Source organism: Streptomyces sp. CC224B, from assembly GCF_030010595.1.
Classification (GTDB): domain Bacteria; phylum Actinomycetota; class Actinomycetes; order Streptomycetales; family Streptomycetaceae; genus Streptomyces; species Streptomyces longispororuber.
Genome location: NZ_JASCXL010000073.1, coordinates 1 through 17,749, shown reverse-complemented (window position 1 = coordinate 17,749; position 17,749 = coordinate 1). Strand labels below are relative to the sequence as shown.

General features: G+C 71.1%; 23 protein-coding genes. 9 read left to right on the top strand and 14 right to left on the bottom strand.

Annotated features, from left to right (window positions below):
- The first annotated feature begins 44 nt into the window (after positions 1 to 44).
- From QK440_RS26655 to QK440_RS26640, 4 genes are all read left to right on the top strand, one after another.
- Positions 45 to 260 carry a DUF4314 domain-containing protein gene (locus QK440_RS26655; protein WP_282795762.1) on the top strand — a complete coding sequence of 72 codons (216 nt, stop codon included), beginning with the start codon at positions 45 to 47 and terminating at the stop codon, positions 258 to 260.
- Between the two features lie 146 nt (positions 261 to 406).
- Positions 407 to 1,012: a hypothetical protein gene (locus tag QK440_RS26650; protein WP_282795761.1), complete on the top strand. Its 606-nt coding sequence runs from the start codon at positions 407 to 409 to the stop codon at positions 1,010 to 1,012.
- A 199-nt stretch (positions 1,013 to 1,211) separates the two neighbouring features.
- Complete coding sequence (locus QK440_RS26645; protein WP_282795760.1) at positions 1,212 to 1,550, top strand: hypothetical protein; 339 nt, start codon at positions 1,212 to 1,214, stop codon at positions 1,548 to 1,550.
- Positions 1,551 to 1,706: 156 nt separating this feature from the next.
- A complete protein-coding gene (locus QK440_RS26640) occupies positions 1,707 to 1,931 on the top strand; it encodes a hypothetical protein (RefSeq protein ID WP_282795759.1) in 225 nt (74 codons plus the stop codon).
- 41 nt (positions 1,932 to 1,972) lie between these two features.
- Here the strand turns inward: QK440_RS26640 and QK440_RS26635 are convergent, their stop codons facing one another.
- Positions 1,973 to 3,535 (bottom strand): terminase family protein, encoded by a 1,563-nt coding sequence (locus QK440_RS26635; protein ID WP_282795758.1) that lies wholly within the window; start codon positions 3,533 to 3,535, stop codon positions 1,973 to 1,975.
- A 180-nt stretch (positions 3,536 to 3,715) separates the two neighbouring features.
- On the opposite strand from QK440_RS26635, the gene QK440_RS26630 reads away from it, so the two are divergent.
- Positions 3,716 to 4,051 (top strand): hypothetical protein, encoded by a 336-nt coding sequence (locus QK440_RS26630; protein WP_282795757.1) that lies wholly within the window; start codon positions 3,716 to 3,718, stop codon positions 4,049 to 4,051.
- A 72-nt stretch (positions 4,052 to 4,123) separates the two neighbouring features.
- Here the strand turns inward: QK440_RS26630 and QK440_RS26625 are convergent, their stop codons facing one another.
- From QK440_RS26625 to QK440_RS26590, 8 genes are all read right to left on the bottom strand, one after another.
- Positions 4,124 to 4,540, bottom strand: a complete 417-nt coding sequence (locus QK440_RS26625) for a hypothetical protein (protein ID WP_282795756.1) — start codon at positions 4,538 to 4,540, stop codon at positions 4,124 to 4,126.
- 74 nt (positions 4,541 to 4,614) lie between these two features.
- On the bottom strand, positions 4,615 to 4,803 hold the full coding sequence (locus QK440_RS26620) for a hypothetical protein (protein ID WP_282795755.1): 189 nt from the start codon (positions 4,801 to 4,803) through the stop codon (positions 4,615 to 4,617).
- Positions 4,804 to 4,838: 35 nt separating this feature from the next.
- Entirely contained in the window at positions 4,839 to 5,177 is a 339-nt protein-coding gene (locus tag QK440_RS26615) for a hypothetical protein (protein WP_282795754.1), read from the bottom strand.
- 83 nt (positions 5,178 to 5,260) lie between these two features.
- A complete protein-coding gene (locus QK440_RS26610; protein ID WP_282795753.1) occupies positions 5,261 to 6,316 on the bottom strand; it encodes a DNA cytosine methyltransferase in 1,056 nt (351 codons plus the stop codon).
- On the bottom strand, positions 6,313 to 6,846 hold the full coding sequence (locus tag QK440_RS26605; RefSeq protein ID WP_282795752.1) for a ParB N-terminal domain-containing protein: 534 nt from the start codon (positions 6,844 to 6,846) through the stop codon (positions 6,313 to 6,315). The genes QK440_RS26610 and QK440_RS26605 overlap by 4 nt, the downstream gene beginning before the upstream one ends.
- Complete coding sequence (locus QK440_RS26600; RefSeq protein ID WP_282795751.1) at positions 6,843 to 7,052, bottom strand: hypothetical protein; 210 nt, start codon at positions 7,050 to 7,052, stop codon at positions 6,843 to 6,845. Before QK440_RS26600 ends, QK440_RS26605 begins: the two co-directional genes overlap by 4 nt.
- Positions 7,052 to 7,513 (bottom strand): hypothetical protein, encoded by a 462-nt coding sequence (locus QK440_RS26595; RefSeq protein WP_282795750.1) that lies wholly within the window; start codon positions 7,511 to 7,513, stop codon positions 7,052 to 7,054. Before QK440_RS26595 ends, QK440_RS26600 begins: the two co-directional genes overlap by 1 nt.
- A 32-nt stretch (positions 7,514 to 7,545) precedes the next feature.
- Positions 7,546 to 8,808, bottom strand: a complete 1,263-nt coding sequence (locus QK440_RS26590; protein WP_282795749.1) for a DNA methyltransferase — start codon at positions 8,806 to 8,808, stop codon at positions 7,546 to 7,548.
- 263 nt (positions 8,809 to 9,071) lie between these two features.
- Between QK440_RS26590 and QK440_RS26585 the strand changes: the two genes are divergently transcribed.
- A complete protein-coding gene (locus tag QK440_RS26585) occupies positions 9,072 to 9,593 on the top strand; it encodes a hypothetical protein (protein WP_282795748.1) in 522 nt (173 codons plus the stop codon).
- 981 nt (positions 9,594 to 10,574) lie between these two features.
- Complete coding sequence (locus tag QK440_RS26580; protein WP_282795747.1) at positions 10,575 to 11,486, top strand: helix-turn-helix transcriptional regulator; 912 nt, start codon at positions 10,575 to 10,577, stop codon at positions 11,484 to 11,486.
- On the opposite strand, the gene QK440_RS26575 is transcribed toward QK440_RS26580, so the two are convergent.
- Complete coding sequence (locus QK440_RS26575; RefSeq protein ID WP_282795746.1) at positions 11,407 to 12,597, bottom strand: MAB_1171c family putative transporter; 1,191 nt, start codon at positions 12,595 to 12,597, stop codon at positions 11,407 to 11,409. The two genes, QK440_RS26580 and QK440_RS26575, sit on opposite strands and share 80 nt — an antisense overlap.
- Positions 12,598 to 13,287 (bottom strand): hypothetical protein, encoded by a 690-nt coding sequence (locus QK440_RS26570; RefSeq protein ID WP_282795745.1) that lies wholly within the window; start codon positions 13,285 to 13,287, stop codon positions 12,598 to 12,600. It abuts the gene before it with no gap.
- Positions 13,288 to 13,724: 437 nt separating this feature from the next.
- Between QK440_RS26570 and QK440_RS26565 the strand changes: the two genes are divergently transcribed.
- A complete protein-coding gene (locus QK440_RS26565; protein WP_282795744.1) occupies positions 13,725 to 14,399 on the top strand; it encodes a hypothetical protein in 675 nt (224 codons plus the stop codon).
- Positions 14,400 to 14,617: 218 nt separating this feature from the next.
- Complete coding sequence (locus QK440_RS26560; RefSeq protein ID WP_282795743.1) at positions 14,618 to 15,673, top strand: PhlD; 1,056 nt, start codon at positions 14,618 to 14,620, stop codon at positions 15,671 to 15,673.
- 226 nt (positions 15,674 to 15,899) lie between these two features.
- On the opposite strand, the gene QK440_RS26555 is transcribed toward QK440_RS26560, so the two are convergent.
- From QK440_RS26555 to QK440_RS26545, 3 genes are all read right to left on the bottom strand, one after another.
- On the bottom strand, positions 15,900 to 16,502 hold the full coding sequence (locus QK440_RS26555) for a restriction endonuclease (RefSeq protein ID WP_282795742.1): 603 nt from the start codon (positions 16,500 to 16,502) through the stop codon (positions 15,900 to 15,902).
- A gap of 226 nt (positions 16,503 to 16,728) precedes the next feature.
- Positions 16,729 to 17,211, bottom strand: a complete 483-nt coding sequence (locus QK440_RS26550; RefSeq protein ID WP_282795741.1) for a hypothetical protein — start codon at positions 17,209 to 17,211, stop codon at positions 16,729 to 16,731.
- Between the two features lie 64 nt (positions 17,212 to 17,275).
- The coding region (locus QK440_RS26545) for a DNA translocase FtsK (protein ID WP_282795740.1) at positions 17,276 to 17,749 on the bottom strand (474 nt) is incomplete at its 5' end.

Below are 17,749 nucleotides of genomic sequence, written 5' to 3'. Positions count from 1 at the left end.
GGGCCGCCCACCCCCCGGACCACCGATACGCAGGAGGCACGAAGATGTACGACCGCGGAGACCGCGTGGAGCTGGTGGCCACCACCGACCCGCACACCGCGCTGGCGCCCGGCGACCTGGGAACGGTACGGGCGCTGCACCCGGCGGACACCCTGGGCGGACGCCGCCTCGACGTGAACTGGGACTCCGGATCACGCCTGACGCTGCTCCTCGACGAGGGCGACGAGGTGCGCCCGGCGCCGCCGACCGCCCGGCCCTGAACCGGACGAAACAAGATCGCTAAAGCCCTTCCAACCTTACAACGTCACGCTGTAAGGTTGGAAGGAGAGGCCGGGCCCCCGGGGGCTTGCCCTGGGGCAAGCACGGCAAGCCCCCTCCACCGCCCACCCCCGACGAGGAGGACCCCGTGACGATCACCTTCACCGCCGCCCATCGGCCGGCCGTCGGCTACGCCGTCTCCTGCGGCTGCCCGGTAGCCACCGAGCGCGCACCGCGCTACGGCGACTACCGGGACGCCCAGGCCGCTGCCGAGCGCGCCACGGCGGCCCCCGCGCGGGCACCGCTGCCCGGCTGCGACCTGCCGGACATCTGCCCGGACTACCCGCTGCGCGCCGAGGAGGTCGACCCCGACGGCACGGTTCCCTGGGTGGAGTTCTCGAACGCCAACGCGATCGGTGTGCTCGAGGCCCTGGCCCTCCCCTTCCGGACGGGTTCGGAGGACGGGGCGTGCGACGCGCTCGAGGACGGGCTGCCGCTCGAGGCGGACGGCGCGGGCACGGTGATCCCGATCGCGGTGGTCGACTCCTACGGCGAGCTGGCCGCCGACGACTTCCGGGGCCGGGTGCTCACCGCCCTCGGCCTGGCCCCCGACGACCCGGGCAGGCCGGACGTCCAGCTCGGCCGCACCCTGCTCTTCGGACGCCCCGCCGGATACCTGCAGCGCCGCCTGCGCGAGCTGCACGCCTTGGCCGACTGGTGCGCCGCACACGGCCGCGACGTGGCCTGGCACTGACCCGGTCGGCCCCGCTTGCCCCGGGGCCGACCGCCGTGCCACACGGCCCGCGTGCGCCCACCGGCCGCGTGGCCACGCCTCTCACCAGCGGCTTTCTTCATGAAGAGTGCCCACACGACTTCTAACCTTACAATGTTACGTTGTATAGTTGGTCTCGGAAGGGCGGGGAAGCCGCCCGAATGAGACCGAGGAGCACCGCATGACCACCACCTGGCGCCGCACCCGGATCAGCAGCCGCTTCGCCCACCGGGACATCGCCGAGGACTTCGACCCGGTCGCCGACCTCACCGCCGACGAGCGAGCCTGGCGCCGCGAGGCCCTCGCCGCCGCCTTCACCAGCTACCGCGACGACCGCCTGATGGGGGTCGGGGGGACCTGGCGCGAGGCCCTCCAGGACGCGGCCGCCACCGGCCGGATCGACCTCGCCGAGCACGACGGCGACCTGGAGGTCGCGTACGACAACCTCCTGCACGGCGCGATCTGGCAGTTCGTACAGACGCCCGAGGGCGTCGCGATACTCGACACCTGCGCGGCGTAGCGAACATCCACCGGCCGCCCCACCGAGGGGCGGCCGGTACGCGCTTCCGTCCCGACGAGGATCACGAAACCCCTTCCATTCTTACAACGCCGCGTTGTATAGCTGATCTCGAAGGGGGCGGGGACGGCCCGGCCCCCGAGGACGGAGGAGATCCCGATGGCCACTCCCGCCAGCAACTCGACCTGGACGGTCACCTGGACCGGCAACAACATCTGGGGCCGCGTCTTCCCGCACAAGGTGACCACCGACAGCCAGGACACCGCCCACGTCCTCTTCAACCTGCTGAACAACGCCCGAAAGGCCCGCGTGCAGGTCCTGGACCCCGCAGGTCAGCCGTGGGATCCAAGCATGCGCCCGCCTGCGCCCGACGCCGACGCGTGAGCTGGTTGGCCCCCGTACCAGGGGGCCAACCAGCTCTCCGGTCAGCGGCGCCCGTTGAGGCGTCCGTCGGGCCCGCCGCGGTAGTTGCCCGTCCCGCTGCCCGCGACCGTCGGGTCGGCCAGCTCGGTCAGCGCGTGCACTGCGGCGTCCATCCGGTCCGGGCTGTCCATGCCGGGCATCCAGGTGACCATCTGCACCTCGAGCGCCGGCCACTCCCCGACGTGGTGCACGTGCCCCTGCTCGTACAGCTGGGCGATGGGCTCGGCCCGCAGCCTTTTGCCCTGCTTGGCCGTGACGGGCACGATCCGCGGGCGCAGCGCCCCGGCGGCGGTGCCGTCGCGGACCAGTTCCTCCCAGCCCTGGATGAGCACCTGCTTGGTCATGTCGCCGCCGAAGTTGGACTCCACGGTGAGGGCGTCGGCGTCGAATTCCAGGGCGAGTTCGCAGGCGGCGCGGCCCCATTCGGCCGCGCCCATCTTCGCGGAGCGGTCGGCCAGGATGTACAGCTCGCCCGCCGCGTCGCGGCCGGCGGCCACGATGCCGACCTCGTCGCCGTCCTCGCTGCCGCCCGCCGGGTCGACCGCGACGACGACCCGGGTGAGCTTGATGCCGCGCAGCCGCTCCTCGGTGATGCGCTGGCCGCGGATCCAGGCCCACTGCCAGATGCCGCCCTCGAGCGGGCGGGGCTGCTGCTGGTAGAGCGCCCACCAGCCGCGCTCGCCGACCTCGTCGCGGAAGTCGGCGAGGTGGCCGAGGTTGAACCGCTCGGGCCACAGCGGCGCACCGATGGGTCGGCCCAGGGCGTCGTCCGCGCTGTCGGCGATCGCCGGGAGGTTGATGACGGTCCAGCGGGCCTTGTCACGGGCGGCGTCCTGGGTGAGGATCCGGCCCGCCAGGTCGTTCTCCGACCAGCGGGTCTGGATGACCACGATGCTGCCGGTCGGCTCCATACGGGTGTTGAGGACCTGCTGCCACCAGTCCCACAGGTCGCCGAGCACCGTCGGCGACGCGGCGGCCTTCGCGTCCTTCAGCGGGTCGTCGACCACGGCGAGGTGCGCGCCCATGCCGGTCAGCGAGCCGCCGACACCGGCGGTCACCAGGCCGCCGGGCCCTCCGCTGAGGTCGAAGCGGCCGGCCGCCTTGGAGCCGTAGCGCAGGGCGATGCCGAGCTGGTCGCCGTGCTCGTTGATCGAGTCGCGCAGCCACCGGCCGTGGCCCTCGGCGAGCACCGCGGAGTAGGAGGCGATCATCAGCCGGTGGGTTGGGTTGCGGCGCAGGTACCACAGGGGCGCCCACCGGGCGGCGCGCTGCGACTTGCCGTGCCGCGGGGGCATGTTGAGCAGCAGCCGCACGCGCTCGCCGCGGGCGATGCGGATGAACGCGTTGTCGATGAGGTCCAGGTGGCGGGCCTGCATCTCGCGGCCGCCGGTGAGCAGGGCCGCCAGCGCTCCGGGCGAGCGGTCCATGGCCATCTCGCGCTCGAGGTGAGCCAGGCGGATGCGCAGGTCGGCAGAGGCGTTTCGCGCGATGGCGAGGCGCCGCTCGCGCGGAAGGGTGCGGTAGCGGGTCAGGAGGCGCTGCTCCCGGTCCTGCGCCTGCGTCATCAGGGGCTCCGTGCACCCCCGCGCACCCTGTACATGATCTCTCACATCGGAGGGTCGCCGCCGTGGGCGCCGGGCTCCTCTCCCCCGGTCTCGGCCGCGCACGGCTTCCATCCTTACAACGTCACGTTGTATAGTTGGGGTGCACGGAGGCCGCAGGAACCCGACAGAGGAGCCACCACCATGCCCAGCACCCGCCGCGCCCGGATCAGCGCCCAGCTCGCCACCGCGGACATCGCCGGGGACTTCGGTCCGGCAGCCCGGCTCGACACGGAGACGCGCGCCTGGCGTCGCGAGACCCTGGCCGGAACCTTCCGCAGCTACCGCGACGAGTGGATAGCCGGGGTCGGGGCCACCCACACCGAGGCCCTCCGGGACGCCGAGGACGAGGGGCGGATCAGCCTGGACCGATACGACGGGGACCTCAACGCCGCCGTCAGCGCCTGCGCGAAGAGCGCGGCCTGGACCTGGAAGGTCACCCCGGCGGGAGTAGCCCTCCTCCACGCCAGGGCCGTCTAGCGCGCGCCCCGCCCGCCTCGGCCCGGCCGGGCCGAGGCGTAGGCCCCACCCGGTTCCGGGCCGGACGAGGCCTCACAGCAAAGGCTCGTCGCCGAGGGCGAGGAGTTCCTCGAGTTCGGAGCTGGTCACGGCGGCCGGATCAAGTGGGGCCAGGACGGCCTCGAGCCGAGCCGGGGCGTTGAGCCCAAGGAGCCGGCTGCGGCGCTCGCTCAGGCGCAGCACCGTCTCAATCGCGTCGAGGCTGCCGTCGACGGCGGTCTGCCAGATCGCGTCCTGCAGCTCGTCGAGGCTGTGGCGCTCGGCCTGGTGGCGCACGTCCGGCTCGAGGTGGTCGGCGTCGTTCAGTGCGTCGGCGAACAGGGCGGCCGCCGCGGCGCGGCCGGGCAGGTCGAGTTCGTCGGCGATCTCCTGGAAGTCCTTGCCGGACAGGCGCAGGCGGACGGTCTCCGCCCGGCGGTCGGCATCGCTCCAGTACGGGGTGTCGGCCATGCGGGTGTCCTCCATGAGACACACCGCCCGGAGGCGGTGTGGTGCCCCGTCTCAGGGGCGTTCGCTCGGCGCCCCTACGGGTTCTGCGGCTGCTGAGGCAGCGGGGTGACCCGCAGGATGTCGCACGCGTCGCCGTTGTGGCGGGGGGTCCAATTCCGCTCCTGGACCTGGTCCGCCGCCGCGGCAGGGCCGTCGGCGCTGACCCGTGTGCTGTACGGCTGCCGGTCGTCCTTGAATCTCCAGAGCACGTCGTACGTCTGCATGGTCCGCTTCCTCTCTGGTGGGCGCGTGAGGTCGGTCAGGCGTTGAGGCAGTAGGCGCTGCTGCCGTGCTTGGCCTTGAAGTCGGCCGCCAGCGCTTCGTAGCGCGCGATGTCGTCGGCCGCCTGGGGGTCGTCCTGGGGGATGAGCAGCGTCATGCCCGGGTTGGGCTCCTCCTGGCAGTAGGCGTCCATCGCGGCTTCCGGCGTAGCGTGGCCGGTGGAGAGGAACCAGAAGCCGTCGTGGCTGTACTCGACATCCCACTCGGCATCGAAGTCCTCGTCCGTGCCGTCGCCGGTGTACTCGAACCTCCAGAACCCGATGTTCCAGGTGCCGTTCGCGCTCTGCCAGGTGACGTTGTCGCGGTTGTAACTCACGCCGTTCCCCTTTCCGTTCGGTCTCCGTGCACAGCACTACTAAACAACGCGACGCTGTAAAGATGGAAGCGGGTTGGCGCAGTTCACGGCTCCAGGACCCGCTCTCGCAGGGTCTGCGCGATGGCCCGCATCAGCAGCGGCGGGACCGAATTGCCCAGCCGCGCCCACACCAGGTCGACGGGGCTGTCACCCCAGTCGAAGGCGTCGGGAAAGGACTGCAGACGGGCCAGCTCCCGGATGCCCAGCAGCCGGTCCTCCTCGGGGTGCAGCAGGCCGTTGCGGGACGCGCTGATCTCCTTGATCAGCGTGTAGGAGGGCCGGTCCCAGGCCAGGCGCTCCAGGCTGAAGTACGCCTTCTTCCCGCCCCGTGCGAGCAGGGTCTCGCCGCCGTTCTGGCCGGGGCCGATCAGCGGGGCCACCAGTGCGGCCTTGCCCGAGGGGCGCTGGAAGGGGCCGGGGTCGGTGAGGTCGGCGAGCGCCTCGCGCACGGTGATGGGCCGGGCGATCGGCGCCGGGTGCACCGGGCGCGTGCCGAGGTCGGCCCGGACCCCGATGAAGATCATGCGCTGTCGGTGTTGCGGGACCTGAAAGTAGGAAGCGTCCATCAGGCGGGCGACGACCCGGTAGCCGGGGCGGGCCCGCTTGAGGGTCTGCAGGATCTCTGCGAACAGCGTCCGCATCTTGCCCCGCACCATGCCCGCGACGTTCTCCATGACGAACGCCTTGGGCTGCCAGTGCTCCAGGAGCCGCACGTACTCGCGGAACAACTGATTGCGCGGATCGTCCACCTGCCGCTGGCCGACCACGGAGAACCCCTGGCACGGCGGCGAGCCGTCGAACACGTCCAGTTCGCCTGGCGCCAGCCCGAGGCGGGCCGGATCGTAGCTGCTGATGTCGCCGTGGTGGACGGGGACATGGCTGAAGTTGCGCGCGAAGGTCGCCGCGGCGTGGTCGTCCCACTCCACGGCCAGCAGCTCCCGGAATCCGGCCATGGAGTAGCCCAGGCTGGAGCCGCCGGCCCCGGCGAAGGCAGACACCACGGTCGGCGCGTCGGCGGCGGCCGGGGCCAGGTGCGCGGACCACATCTCGGCCAGCAGCTGCCCGTACGCCAGGCGGGTGTTGACGATGGGCGCGCTCACGCGGCCTCGCCGCCGGTGAAGGTGTGCCCGCAGTTCGGGCAGGTGTGGATGGCCGGGTTGAGCAGGCCCTCGGCGATGCTCTCGTCGTAGGCGGGGAATCCCGCAGGCAGCTCGGCCGAGACCAGCCGGGCGACCTCGCTGGCGCTCCAGCCGGTGCCCTCGAGGTCGCCGTCGAGTCCCACAAGCATGGCCGCGAGGTCTTCCTCGTCGTAGTGTCCGAGTTCAGCCAGTTTGTTGTCCGCGAGGTTGATGCGGCGGGCCTGGTCGTCGTCGCACTCGATGATCTCGCAGCGGGCCGTGGCCGCGCCCTCGGCCTTCAGAGCGTCGCGGGTGTGGTTGCCGGCCAGGACCACGAGCTGCGTGCCGGTGTCCCGGACGACCAGGGACCGGTATTGCCCGTGGCGACGTACGGAGGCGCGCAGCGCCTCGACGTCCCCGCGGCGCGGGTTGCCCGGGTAGCGGGTCAGCTCGTCGAGGGGGACGTCGCGAGTCGCGGTGTAGGTAACGCCGGGCAGGGCGGGTTGGGTCATGAGGATGCGACTCCTTCGCTGCAGGCTGCGGCGATGATGCGCGCGGCCCAGTCGTCGGGCTGCAGACCCCACTGGCGCGCGTCCCACTCAGTGGCGAGGTCGCGGTAGTCGAGCCAGGTGTCCAGGAGCTGGTCGCGGAGGTCGGGGTCGGGGGTCAGGCGCAGCTGTGCGGCAAGGCGCCCGTACGCCGCGGGGTGCGCCGGCATCAGGACGTCCCCGGGCCCGGCTCGGCGGGCGGCTCGCCGACCAGGGTGATCAGCGCTTCGAGTTCGGCGAGGTCGACGGTCTCCACCTGCAGCGGGCCGCCGTCGGCACCAGTGATCTCGGCGCGGGCGGGCTTGTCCAGGCCCAGCAGTCGGCAGCGCCGGTCGATGACCCGCAAGACGGTCTCGATGGCCTTCAGGTCGCCCTTGGCCGCCTTGGCCCAGGCCGCGGCCTGCATGCGGTCCAGGCGCTGCACTTCCAGTTCGCGCAGGGTCTGCGCGGCCGCCGACTCGGCCTCCAGGTTCTCCTCCAAGGCGCGGTGGACGTCCTTGGAAGCGGCGCCGCGCGAGGAATAGTCGAGCCGGTCGGCGATGGTCTGGTAGTCCATGCCAGCCAGGCGCAGCGCGATCGCCTGCGCGCGCCGCTTGGACGTGGAGGCGCGTTGCGCCTTGGACGCGGGCACAGCTCAGCACCTCCGACCCAACTTCAGGAACTTCAAGAGGCCAGCTCCGTCCACGACTGCCCGCTCTCCCGCAGGACTGCGTCCTTCCCCGTGAACTCCACCCAGCGCCGGACGATGACGTCGGCGTAGCGGGGATCCAGCTCCACCACCCGCGCGGCACGCCCGGTGGCCTGGGCGGCGATGAGCGTGGAGCCGGAGCCGCCGAACGGCTCGTAGACCAGGCCCTCGGCGGGGCAGGAGTTGTGCAGCGCCGGGACGATGAGGTCGACGGGCTTGGAGGTGGGGTGCTCGGTATTGCGGGCGGGCTTGGGCACCTCGAAGACCGTGGTCTGCGCGTTGTCGCCCCACCAGCGGTCGCCTCCGCGGCCGAGGCGGCCGGACCCGGCGGGGGCGTCGGTGAACCCGTACAGGATCGGCTCGTGCCGGTAGTGGTAGTCCGAGCGGCCGAGCACCATCGTGTCCTTGGCCCAGATCAGGTTCTGTCGTACGTGCCAGCCGGCCTCGACCATCGCGGTCTCGAACACGATGCGGGCGGTGTCGGCGTGCGCGACGTAGACCGGGGCGCCGGGCTTGAGGGCCGCGGTCGCCACCGCGAAGGCTCCGGCGAGGAGTTCCGGCAGATCGGTCGCGCCGTCGTTCTGGATGGTCAGGGCGTTCTTCGTCTTGCCGACGTAGTCGACGCCGTAGGGCGGGTCGGTCCACATCGCATCGCAGCGGTCGCCGTCGAGCATCGCCTCGACGGCGGCGACGTCGGTGGAGTCGCCGACCAGCAGCCGGTGGCGGCCCAGGATCCACACGTCGCCGGGCTTGGAGCGGGGCTCGGCCGGCACGTCCGGGATGTCGTCGACGTCGGTGAGCGGCTCGTCCTCGGTGTCGGTGCCGAGCAGTTCGCTGACGTCGGCGTCGCTGTAGCCGGTGCCTTCGAGGTCGCCGTCGAGGTAGGTGATGAGCTCGGCGAGCGCCTCGGTGTCGTACGTGCCGAGCTCCGCGAGCTTGTTGTCGGCGAGGTTGATGCGGCGGGCCTGGTCGTCGTCGCACTCGATGATCTCGCAGCGGGCGGCGGCGTGGCCTTCGGCCTTCAGGGCGTCGTGGGTGTGGTTGCCGGCCAGGATCACGTACCGGTCCCCGCCGGTGGCCCGTACGACCAGGGAGCGGTACTGGCCGTGGCGGCGGATGGAGGCCCGGATCGCGTCGACGTCGCCGCGGCGTGCGTTGCCGGGAAAGCGGTCGAGCTGCTCGAAGGGGATGTCGCGGGTGGCGATGAAGGTCACACTGGTGGGCGTTTCAGTGCCCATGTCGGCTCCGTACACCCCCAGTGCCGTGATCCATTTTCTCGCACGCCGGCAGCGCGCCGGGCGGGCGTCGCCGGTGCCACCGTGCGCGCGGGCCCGCTCGTGGTGCCGGCACGCACGGCAGGGCGGGCGCCGGCATCTGCCCAGCAAGGGCGGGTTATCGGGGGGTTGCGTCCAGGCGGGGAGCGGAGTGATGAATGGCGTGCCGCCCCGGTAGCCGCGGGCCGGGGCGGCATCGATGACGCGACGGATCTCGGAGGAGAACCATGGTGGGCGAGGGCGAGACCAGCAACCGCGAGCGGGCCGTGTGGGGCGAGGCCGCGCTGGGGTACTACAGCCGCAACCGGGCCGCACTGGGCAAGGAGCCGACGGCGCTCGAGGACATCGCGATGGCGCTGAGCGCCTGTGAGGTGGGCGGGCGGTTCGACGACAGTCACCTCGTCAGCGGGTGCTGCGGAGTGCTGGCCGAGGACCGGGAGATCGCCGAGGAGGTGATCGGGGACCTGCTGGCCAACGTGTTCCACGCGGCCGACGGTGTGGTGACTCCCGAGTTGCTGCTGGACGCGGTCACCGGTCCCGAGCACCGCGAGGAGTCGACACGGGCGGAGGCCTGGCGACGCCTTGGCCCCGGACGGCCCTTCGGCGAGTTCCTCACGGCGCTGCGCCAGGCCTTGGTGACGGTCCATGACCTGGACGCGGACGGGATGCTCGAGTCGGCCGCGGAGATGTTCCGCCAGGAGGCGGAAGAGGAGCGGTTCGCTCTGGCCGCGCAGCGCTGGGTTCCGTAACCGCCGTCGGCCCCGGCGGCGCCCCCGTAAGGCGCCACCGGGGCCGGTCCGTACCCGCTCGGGGGCCACCTGGGGCGGACGTGTGGCGAGGGCCCGGCGGTCTTCTCGGCACGGGGGGATGAGAGAAGGGAACAGGTGTTCCCGCCGGGCCCCTCAGCGCTCGATGGTCAGACAGAGTCTGGTGTGCGTCAACGCGCGCCCGCTCGGGCGGGTGCCATGAATCGCATACGCCTCGGGCCGGGAGACAGGGAAGGCCAGTTCCGTCCCGAGCACCACGGCGCCTGCGGCATCAACGCCGACGGCCTGCTCGAGGACGCACAGGGCCGCTTCGAGGAGGGCAGGGGCATCAGGCCCGCAGACGCGCGATGAGCGCGCCGATGTCGGGCGGGGAGTCCAGGATGCCCGCAGCCTCCGCGCTGGCGAGGGTGGGGCTGGACAGGGGCACGACGGAGATGAGCCGTTCAGAGGGCGAAGAGGACACGGCACGGGAGGAACGGGCACGCCGGGCTCCGTCGACGGCCGGGCCCGCCGGGTCCCGCGCCACCGACGTGCGAGGCACGATCGGATACCGAGGTCGGCGCAGACCTCGCGCTGTTGCATCTGATGGTGCGACACTCATCCTCGTCTCCAACAGTCGGGTGGCGCTGGCTCCGGTCTGAGGTTGTCGAGGCCGCAAATGACCGGGCCCAGCGCATCAGGAATGCTCCGCGATTGGGCACGGCGACGGCATCGGCATCCGCCGCACCGGGCGAAATTGACACTAAGGCAACGTCACACTGCGTTCAAGTGACTACGCCGCAAGTTCCGTTAATGGCCTGATCAGAGCGTGACACGCCGCACTCAGGAGCACCCCCACAATGAGGCGCACAGGGCCACGGGACACCATCGGGCCCATGCGAAATTGACACCAGCTGTCCCCACAGCGGGTACTCACTGGCTACGATGCGGGGGCCGTGACAGTCAGCCGTACTGGAGTCTGTGATGCCTCAACGCCACTTCGATGGCCTGCGCCTGCGAGAAGCACGCTTGAGGGCTGGCTACCGAAGCCAGGGCGACTTCGGCAAAGCGGTGGGGGCCTCCCGCACCGCAGTCAACACGTGGGAGGGCGCCCGCGGCGGCGGTCCCGACCCCGAACGCCTACCGGCCCTCGCCAGGGCCGTGCAGGTCGATATCGACACCCTCTTCCCCCGGCACGGCGACCCCGACCTGGCCGACCTCAGGTGCGACGCCGGGTTCGCTCAGTACGAGATCGACAAGCAGCTCGGCGCCAAGGGCGCCGTGGGCGAGGCCGAGCGCGGAGTGCGCAGGCTGTCACCGGCCTTGATCACCGCGCTGGCAGCGGCCTACGGCGTCGGTGAGGACGAACTACGGGCCGCGGAGGAGCGTTCCTTCGGTGTTCTGCCGGCCACCCTCGCCGAGAAGATCGAAGGAACCCTCGCGCGCCTGTACCCGGACGACCAGCAGCGACCGCAGGATGCGGACATCGCCCACGGCGTCAACGAAGCCGTCGGCCGTGCAGTGATCACTCCCGGCGAGGTGACGAAGCTGCGCGAGGGGTCGATGACGGAAGCGGACGTGCCCCCCGTCGTCCTCAGCGGCCTCGCCGAGACCCTCGGCGTTGCCGGCGACTACTTCCAGCCCGCGGCCGCGCAGTCAACCGTGAAGACCCTCGTCGAGGCCGCCCGGACGCTCAACCTCATGCGCGGGGGCCAGATCACGGGTATCGCCGCCCGCGGCATGGGGCCCGACGGTCTGCCGCCCAAGCTCTTGCACCTGGTGAACGATTTCGTCGAGCAGCTACAGCACGCTGAGCTCACAGACTGGGACCAGGACCGAGGCCCTGCTGCCAGGCAGTCGGCAGCGGAAGCAGGCCGCCCCTGCGGGCCCGGGTGAACCACGAGGGCATGGCGGCTGTGCCCGACAGGGCGTTGGACACAGCGAGGAGCTGTCCTACCTCCGTGGCGTAGTCGCTGTCCGGCAGGAGCGTGACGGGGGTGTCGTGGTGCGGGCTGCACTCCCCACGGCGAACAGCCTTCACCACGTCGATCAAGCGCACAGCGAGGCTTTGCGGACACGACGTCAGCGTGGGCAGTGCCTGCCCGGGCCCGAGCAGGTGCGGGCTGACCCGGACCAGGCCGTCGCGGCATTCGATGACCCGCCGGGCGTAGTTCCGGTGTACGTTCCGGCGACCCCAGCCAGTGTCCGGCAGCACGGTCTCGGGGAAGGCGCTGGACAACAGCCGCCACAGGGGCTCCAGCTCGCGGTAGGCGCGCCGGTGGAACAGCCACAGGCGACAGGCCGCGTACCGGCTGCGCGCGCCGGGCCAGGTGACACCGATGACGAAGAGGGGGATGGACGTCATCAGCACCACGGCCGAGGCGCGGCCGAGTTCGGCGCCGACGGGGCGCTGGGTGAAGAGGTTGCAGTCCAGCCCTGTGCTGAGGGTAGCGAAGGCCACCATGCCGGCGATGCCGGCGGTGGCTACCCAGAGCCCCGCCGCCTCGGCGCCGTGGGACATGCGCGCGTAGTGCCACGTCCTGCGGCACGACACGGACAGCGTGTAGATCAGGTATATCCCCGCGGCGATGTAGGCCGCGACCAGGAGGACCGGCATGCGGGCTTCCCCGCCACCGTAGAGCGACGCGTGATCCCGCAAGGGGACGGTGGTGCCCACGATGGCGGCGACGACGACCACGAAGGCCATGCCCTCCGTACGGGCCCGGCGGCGGGCCGCCACGCCCCCGTCGGCGGAGAAGAGGCAGAAGATCATCAAGCTGAACGTCATGGCCATGAACAGGATGTCCGCGAGGACCTTCGCCGTGCCGATGCCGACCAAGGTGTCGACGCTGATGCGCCACGTCGGCATGACCAGGGGGTAGACACCCGTGGCACACACCAGGGTCAGGGTGAGCCAGCGCAAGCCCTGGTTCCGCGGGGCGCGCGCCAGTTGGTAGATCTTCCAGCCGGCCGCCGCGAGGACGATGAAGAACACCGTGAGGTACATCTATGCCCACCATCCGTGGTGATCACCGAGTGCTGAGTGGACGCGGCGCAGCTTCGGGTCGGGGGCACCCTTCGGGGCGACCTCGTCCAGAACGCACGCCCACGCGGTGACGATCGTCGCCGCCCGTTCGGCTTCGCACTCCTCGGCGGTGTCGTAGGTGCAGCGCGCCATCACCCGCTGCACCGTGCCAGGCGGGAACATCCCCAACGAAACGGGACTCAGCTTTCCCTTGTGCTCTCCGCAGATGTGCCCCATCACTTCGTGCAGGATGATGTGCCGCTGGTGCAGGAAGCTCGTGTGCTCCTGATACAGGATCAGGTCGGCATGAGGAGTTTCGACCCACAGTCCCTGCGGGCCGGAGACAGGCATCGGGCAGGGCCGCAGCAGGATGGGGCGCTCGCGCTTGCGCTCCACGGCCCTGCACAGGCCGGCGATGGTCAGCGGCGGCTGGACATCCAGTTCGCGGAGCTGCCGTCGAAGGCGGCGCTCAAGGGCCCGCTCCGCGCGTCGCTCGCTGCGGGCATCCAGGAGGGTGCGGGCGGCCTGCCGCAGCGAACTGGTCCTCCTGGCGGGCTGGACTGGCTGGTCCTGCCCCCGGAGATGGATGCTCCGCATCGTTGCCCTCTCGTCGCGTCGTGGGTGCTGCACGCGTAGACCCTTCGGCGGGCCGCTGGCAGTGATCTCCCTCATGCCTCCTGCACCTGTCTGGCCGTTGCCGTTCCGCGCGGCGCCAGACGCCCCCTCGCGGTGACGTGCAGTTACACCGGCATGTCGGTGTATGCGGCACGCGGTTGAGCGTGAGAGCATCCCTCCCGCCGAGTCGGTGCCGCTGGCACCCCTCTGGCCAGGCGCGCGGTGGCCGTACGGTCCAGCGATTGTGACCGGGTGCTGGCATATGCGAAAGGGAAAACAATCTCGCATGATTGAAAGTTTGACTTTCGTGCGCTTGGATTGTCGCTATGAGTGGTCAATGGGAGGGGCTCATGGATACAAGTCGTGCCGGCCAGATACTGACCAGAGCGCGCCAGCGCACGGATGCCGCCGACTACCCTCAGGTGGCTGCGCTGCGGCACGCCGCGGGAATGGCCCGACGGGGGCGCCGAGTGCGCCACCTCTCACAGGCGGAGATGTCCCTCCTGCTGGGCTACGGCGCAGGCCAGGACATCTACGCCCGCCTCGAGCGCGGTCTCATCGCGAACCCTCCTGACGAGCTGCTGCGCGCGGTGGGCGAGATTCTGGAGCTGCAGGAGCACCAGTGGCAGGATCTGTACCTCGCCATCAACGGCCGCAAGGCGCCCAAACCCTTGGATCCCCGCTCCGGACTGGCCATCCACAAGAACTGGAGCTGGGTGATCCACGGCCAAGAACAAGCCGCGTACATCTCGGATTTTGGCTGGAATGTTTTGGAGTGCAATCAGGCGGCGGACGAGCTCTTCGGCCCCATGCCCAAGAACGTCATGAGGTGGATGCTCTCTCTCGCGCCCGAGGAACGCAGCCGCGCGGCGATGCCCGACTGGGCGGAGAGCTGGGGGCCGGTCGCGCTCTCCCAGCTGACGTCGGCACTCAGCGAAGAACCCGATCACCCGGGGCTGCGCGAGATCGAGCGCGAGGTCCTCGCCGACGCCGAGCTCGGGGACCTCTACCGACGGACCCTCGACTCCTACATCCACCCTGACGGGACACGGCGCCTGATGCGGCACGGCACACTGCGCCAGCTCGGCGTGATGAACGCCGCCGCCGGCACCCCCATGGGGAGTCCGCAAGCACGAGTCGTCTTCCTGAAGTGGACGCCTCTGGACTGAACGGGTGCGCGCGCTCCTGTGCTCCAGACCACAATCCGCTCCCGGGTGCGATCTGCGCCACTAGGCTACGCCTTTACTCATGCATGACCATCCGGCAACTCCCGCAACGGCCCCGTCCCCATGGGGACTTGAAACTCCGGCCAGCGCGACCACCGCGAGGAGGGTCCAGGTGTCAGCCAAGTCTCAGACCACATCACGTGTGGAGAACGGAGAGCCACGTGCCCTACGTCACCCTCCCGGCACTCGCCTTTCCCGAATACGAGATATCGACTCTGGAAACTGTCCACGACATCCTCAAGGCGATGCCGGAGGGACACCGGCTGCGTCCCGCCGTTGAACGCCTGGCCAGGAGCCTAAGGGTCGACCAGCGGCGCTTCGTGGCACCGCTGGGCGAGGTCTCAAAAGCAGGAACGGTCGCCGAGCGCAACAAAGAGGCACGCGTGTCCATGTACCGGCTCGGGGAAAAGGCGGCACGGACGGCCATCGAACGCGCCGGCCTCAATCCCCGCGACATCGACTGCGTTATCACCAGCCACAGCACCACGCCCGCGACGCCCGGGCTGGACGTCCACGTCGTCAACACCGTCGGACTGCGCGAGGACGTCCTGCGCATGCCGGCCACCCAGCTCGGGTGCGTGGCCGGCGCTCATACCCTGGCCTGGGCGGCCCGCCTTGTGGAGGCCATGCCCGGGCTCCGTGTGCTGGTCCTCATCAGCGAAGCGCTCAGCACGGTGTACCGCAGCGACAAGAACACCACGACCGGCATCCTCTACCGCCTGCTCTTCGGCGACGGCTCTGGCGCCTGCATCGTGTCGAGCGATCCGCACGGCGCCTGCCTCGAAATCCAGGACGGCTGGCAGTACGTCGTACCCGGCACGATGGACTACTACAGCCTGGAGATCGAGGCGGAGGGAATGCACTTTGACTCCACCTCCCGGGCCCCGGACGGAATCAACCACCTCAAGGAGCCCTTGTGGGAATGGCTCAGAAAGGACGACTCCACCTGGGCCCCTGAAGTCGCCGTCGTGCATTCCGGCGGCCCGCGGGTCCTGGAGAACGCCGAGACGGTCCTTGGGTGTGCACCCGAACTGCTGTCACACTCCTGGGAAAGCATGCGCACCCGCGGCAACCTCGGCGGACTCGCCGTTCTCGACATCCTCGACCGCACCGCTGCCAGCGACCCGCGCCACGGAAGCCGCACGCTGCTGATGAGCGTCGGCCCCGGCCTCACCGGAGCGGCCGTGCGAGGACTCTGGCATCGTCCGACAGCATGAGGTGCTCCGGCCGTTGGGGCAGGCACGGCCCATCCCGGCCCTAGCGGAGAGCCACCCGGGCACCCCGCGGTGTGGGTGGCACGCCATCTAGCGGGGCGGTCCCTGATGTCCTGCCGGAGCTGGTCGGCTCGTGGGCACGGCTGAGGGCCCGCGACCTGATGGTCACGGGCCCTCGGTGGCGGGGCCGGTCAGGCGGTGGCAGCTGCACCGCGTGCCGGGCTTGCTTTCACAGCCAGGGCGGCTGCCATCCGTCGGCCTGCCAGCGGATGAGCTGCTCGCCGCCCAGCAGGTGGATGCGCACCGACGGCATCGCCGCGTAGCGCTGTGCCTCGGCCGTGAAGCCGCTGGTGGTGACGATGGCGACCTCGTCGGCGTCGTGCACGGGCCGGGCGGTGCCCCCGACCTTCTGCGTCTCCGGACTGCCGACCAAGTTGCCCTGGGCGTAGCGCTTGCACTGGATGACCAGTGCCTTGCCCAGCGGCGTGGTGGCCAGGACATCGGCGCCGAGGTCGCCGGACCCGCCGACCACCCGGACGTTGCTGCAGCCGTCGCGCCGGCACAGCTCGGCTATCGCCTGCTCGAAGTCCGCCGGCGACATCTCCTGGAACTCCCGCAGGGTGCGCACCCCGTGGATCAGGCGCCGGTGCCGCCGCCCGCGCACGCGGACCGCGAGCACCACGGCCGCGACAGCGGTGATCAGTACGGCGAGCAGCGCCCAGCCGACCCAGGGGTTCGCCTGCACGTACAGGCTGACCGCGGCCAGGATCCCGGCGCACCAGGCGAGCCGGTCGCCCCGGCTCGTGCGGCGCCGCGGGCGGGGGTGCCGCACGGGGGCGAACCATGAGCCGCGGCGGGCAGGGGCGGGGCGGCGGGTCTTGCGGACCGCTCCGCGGCGGCGAGGGCGGCGCCCGGGTAAGCGGGGGCCGCGCGAGGTCGTGGCCATCAGGCTCCTTCGGGGTGGTGGGCGGATCGGACTCGGAACAGGACCGGTCTGTGCCGGCCGCGGTGGGGCCGTGGGGGCCGTGGTCGGCGGCCCGCTGCGGCCGGGGGCCGGGTCACCGGCGTCCGCCGCGCGAGCGTGAGGAGGAACTGCTGGAGGAGGAGCTGGAGACGTTCACGCTGACGTTGACGTTGGTGCCGGACTGCCGGGAGAGCCCGCCCTTGACCATCAGGAACAGCAGGCCCACTCCGGCCGCGGTCGCCGCGACGCCGATGCCGGCGTTCTGGGCGGCCTGCCCCGCCTCGTTCAGGCCCGGCCCGTAGTGGCCGATCACGCCGAGCACGGCCGAGGTCGCGCCTCCACCGGCCAGCAACCGCGCGGGCCAGTGGTCCTTGCGCGCGGGGCCGGCCGGGTCGGGCGCGGTGTGCTCGGCGGGCGGCAGGTAGGCCAGGACCCGCTGGCCGTTGGGTGCCAGTGCCCAGACCATGCCGGCCGGGGCCTGCGTCACGGGCGCGGGCGGCGCGTCGGGGTGGCCGGGCGGGAAGGCGGGCTCGGCGATCAGCCGGTCCGTGACGTCGTGGTGGTGCTGGGGGTGCATCGGAAGCTCTCCCTTGGGGGCGGTGGTGGGTCTGGCGGGGTGCGGAAGGGGAGGATCGCGCCGGTCACTCCCCCGCCGTGGCGTCGCGGAGCCGGGTCAGGAAGTCGTCGAGTTCGTCCGGCTTGACCAGGACCTCGCGGGCCTTGGAGCCCTCGCTGGGGCCGATCAGACCCCTGTTGTGCAGCGTGTCCATGAGCTGGCAGGCCTTGGCGAAGCCGACGCGGAGCTTGCGCTGGAGCATCGACGTGGACCCGAACTGGGTGGAGACGACCAGTTCGGCCGCCTGGCACAGCAGCTCGAGGTCGTCGCCGATGTCAGCGCCGATCTCCTTCTTCTGCTTGCTGCCCACGGTGACGTCGTCGCGGAAGACCGGTGTCATCTGGTCCTTGCAGTGGCGCACGACGGCCGCGATCTCGTGCTCGGTGACGAAGGCACCCTGCAGGCGGACAGGGGTGTTGGCGCCCATCGGCAGGAAGAGCCCGTCGCCCTTGCCGATGAGCTTCTCGGCGCCGGGCTGGTCGAGGATGACGCGGCTGTC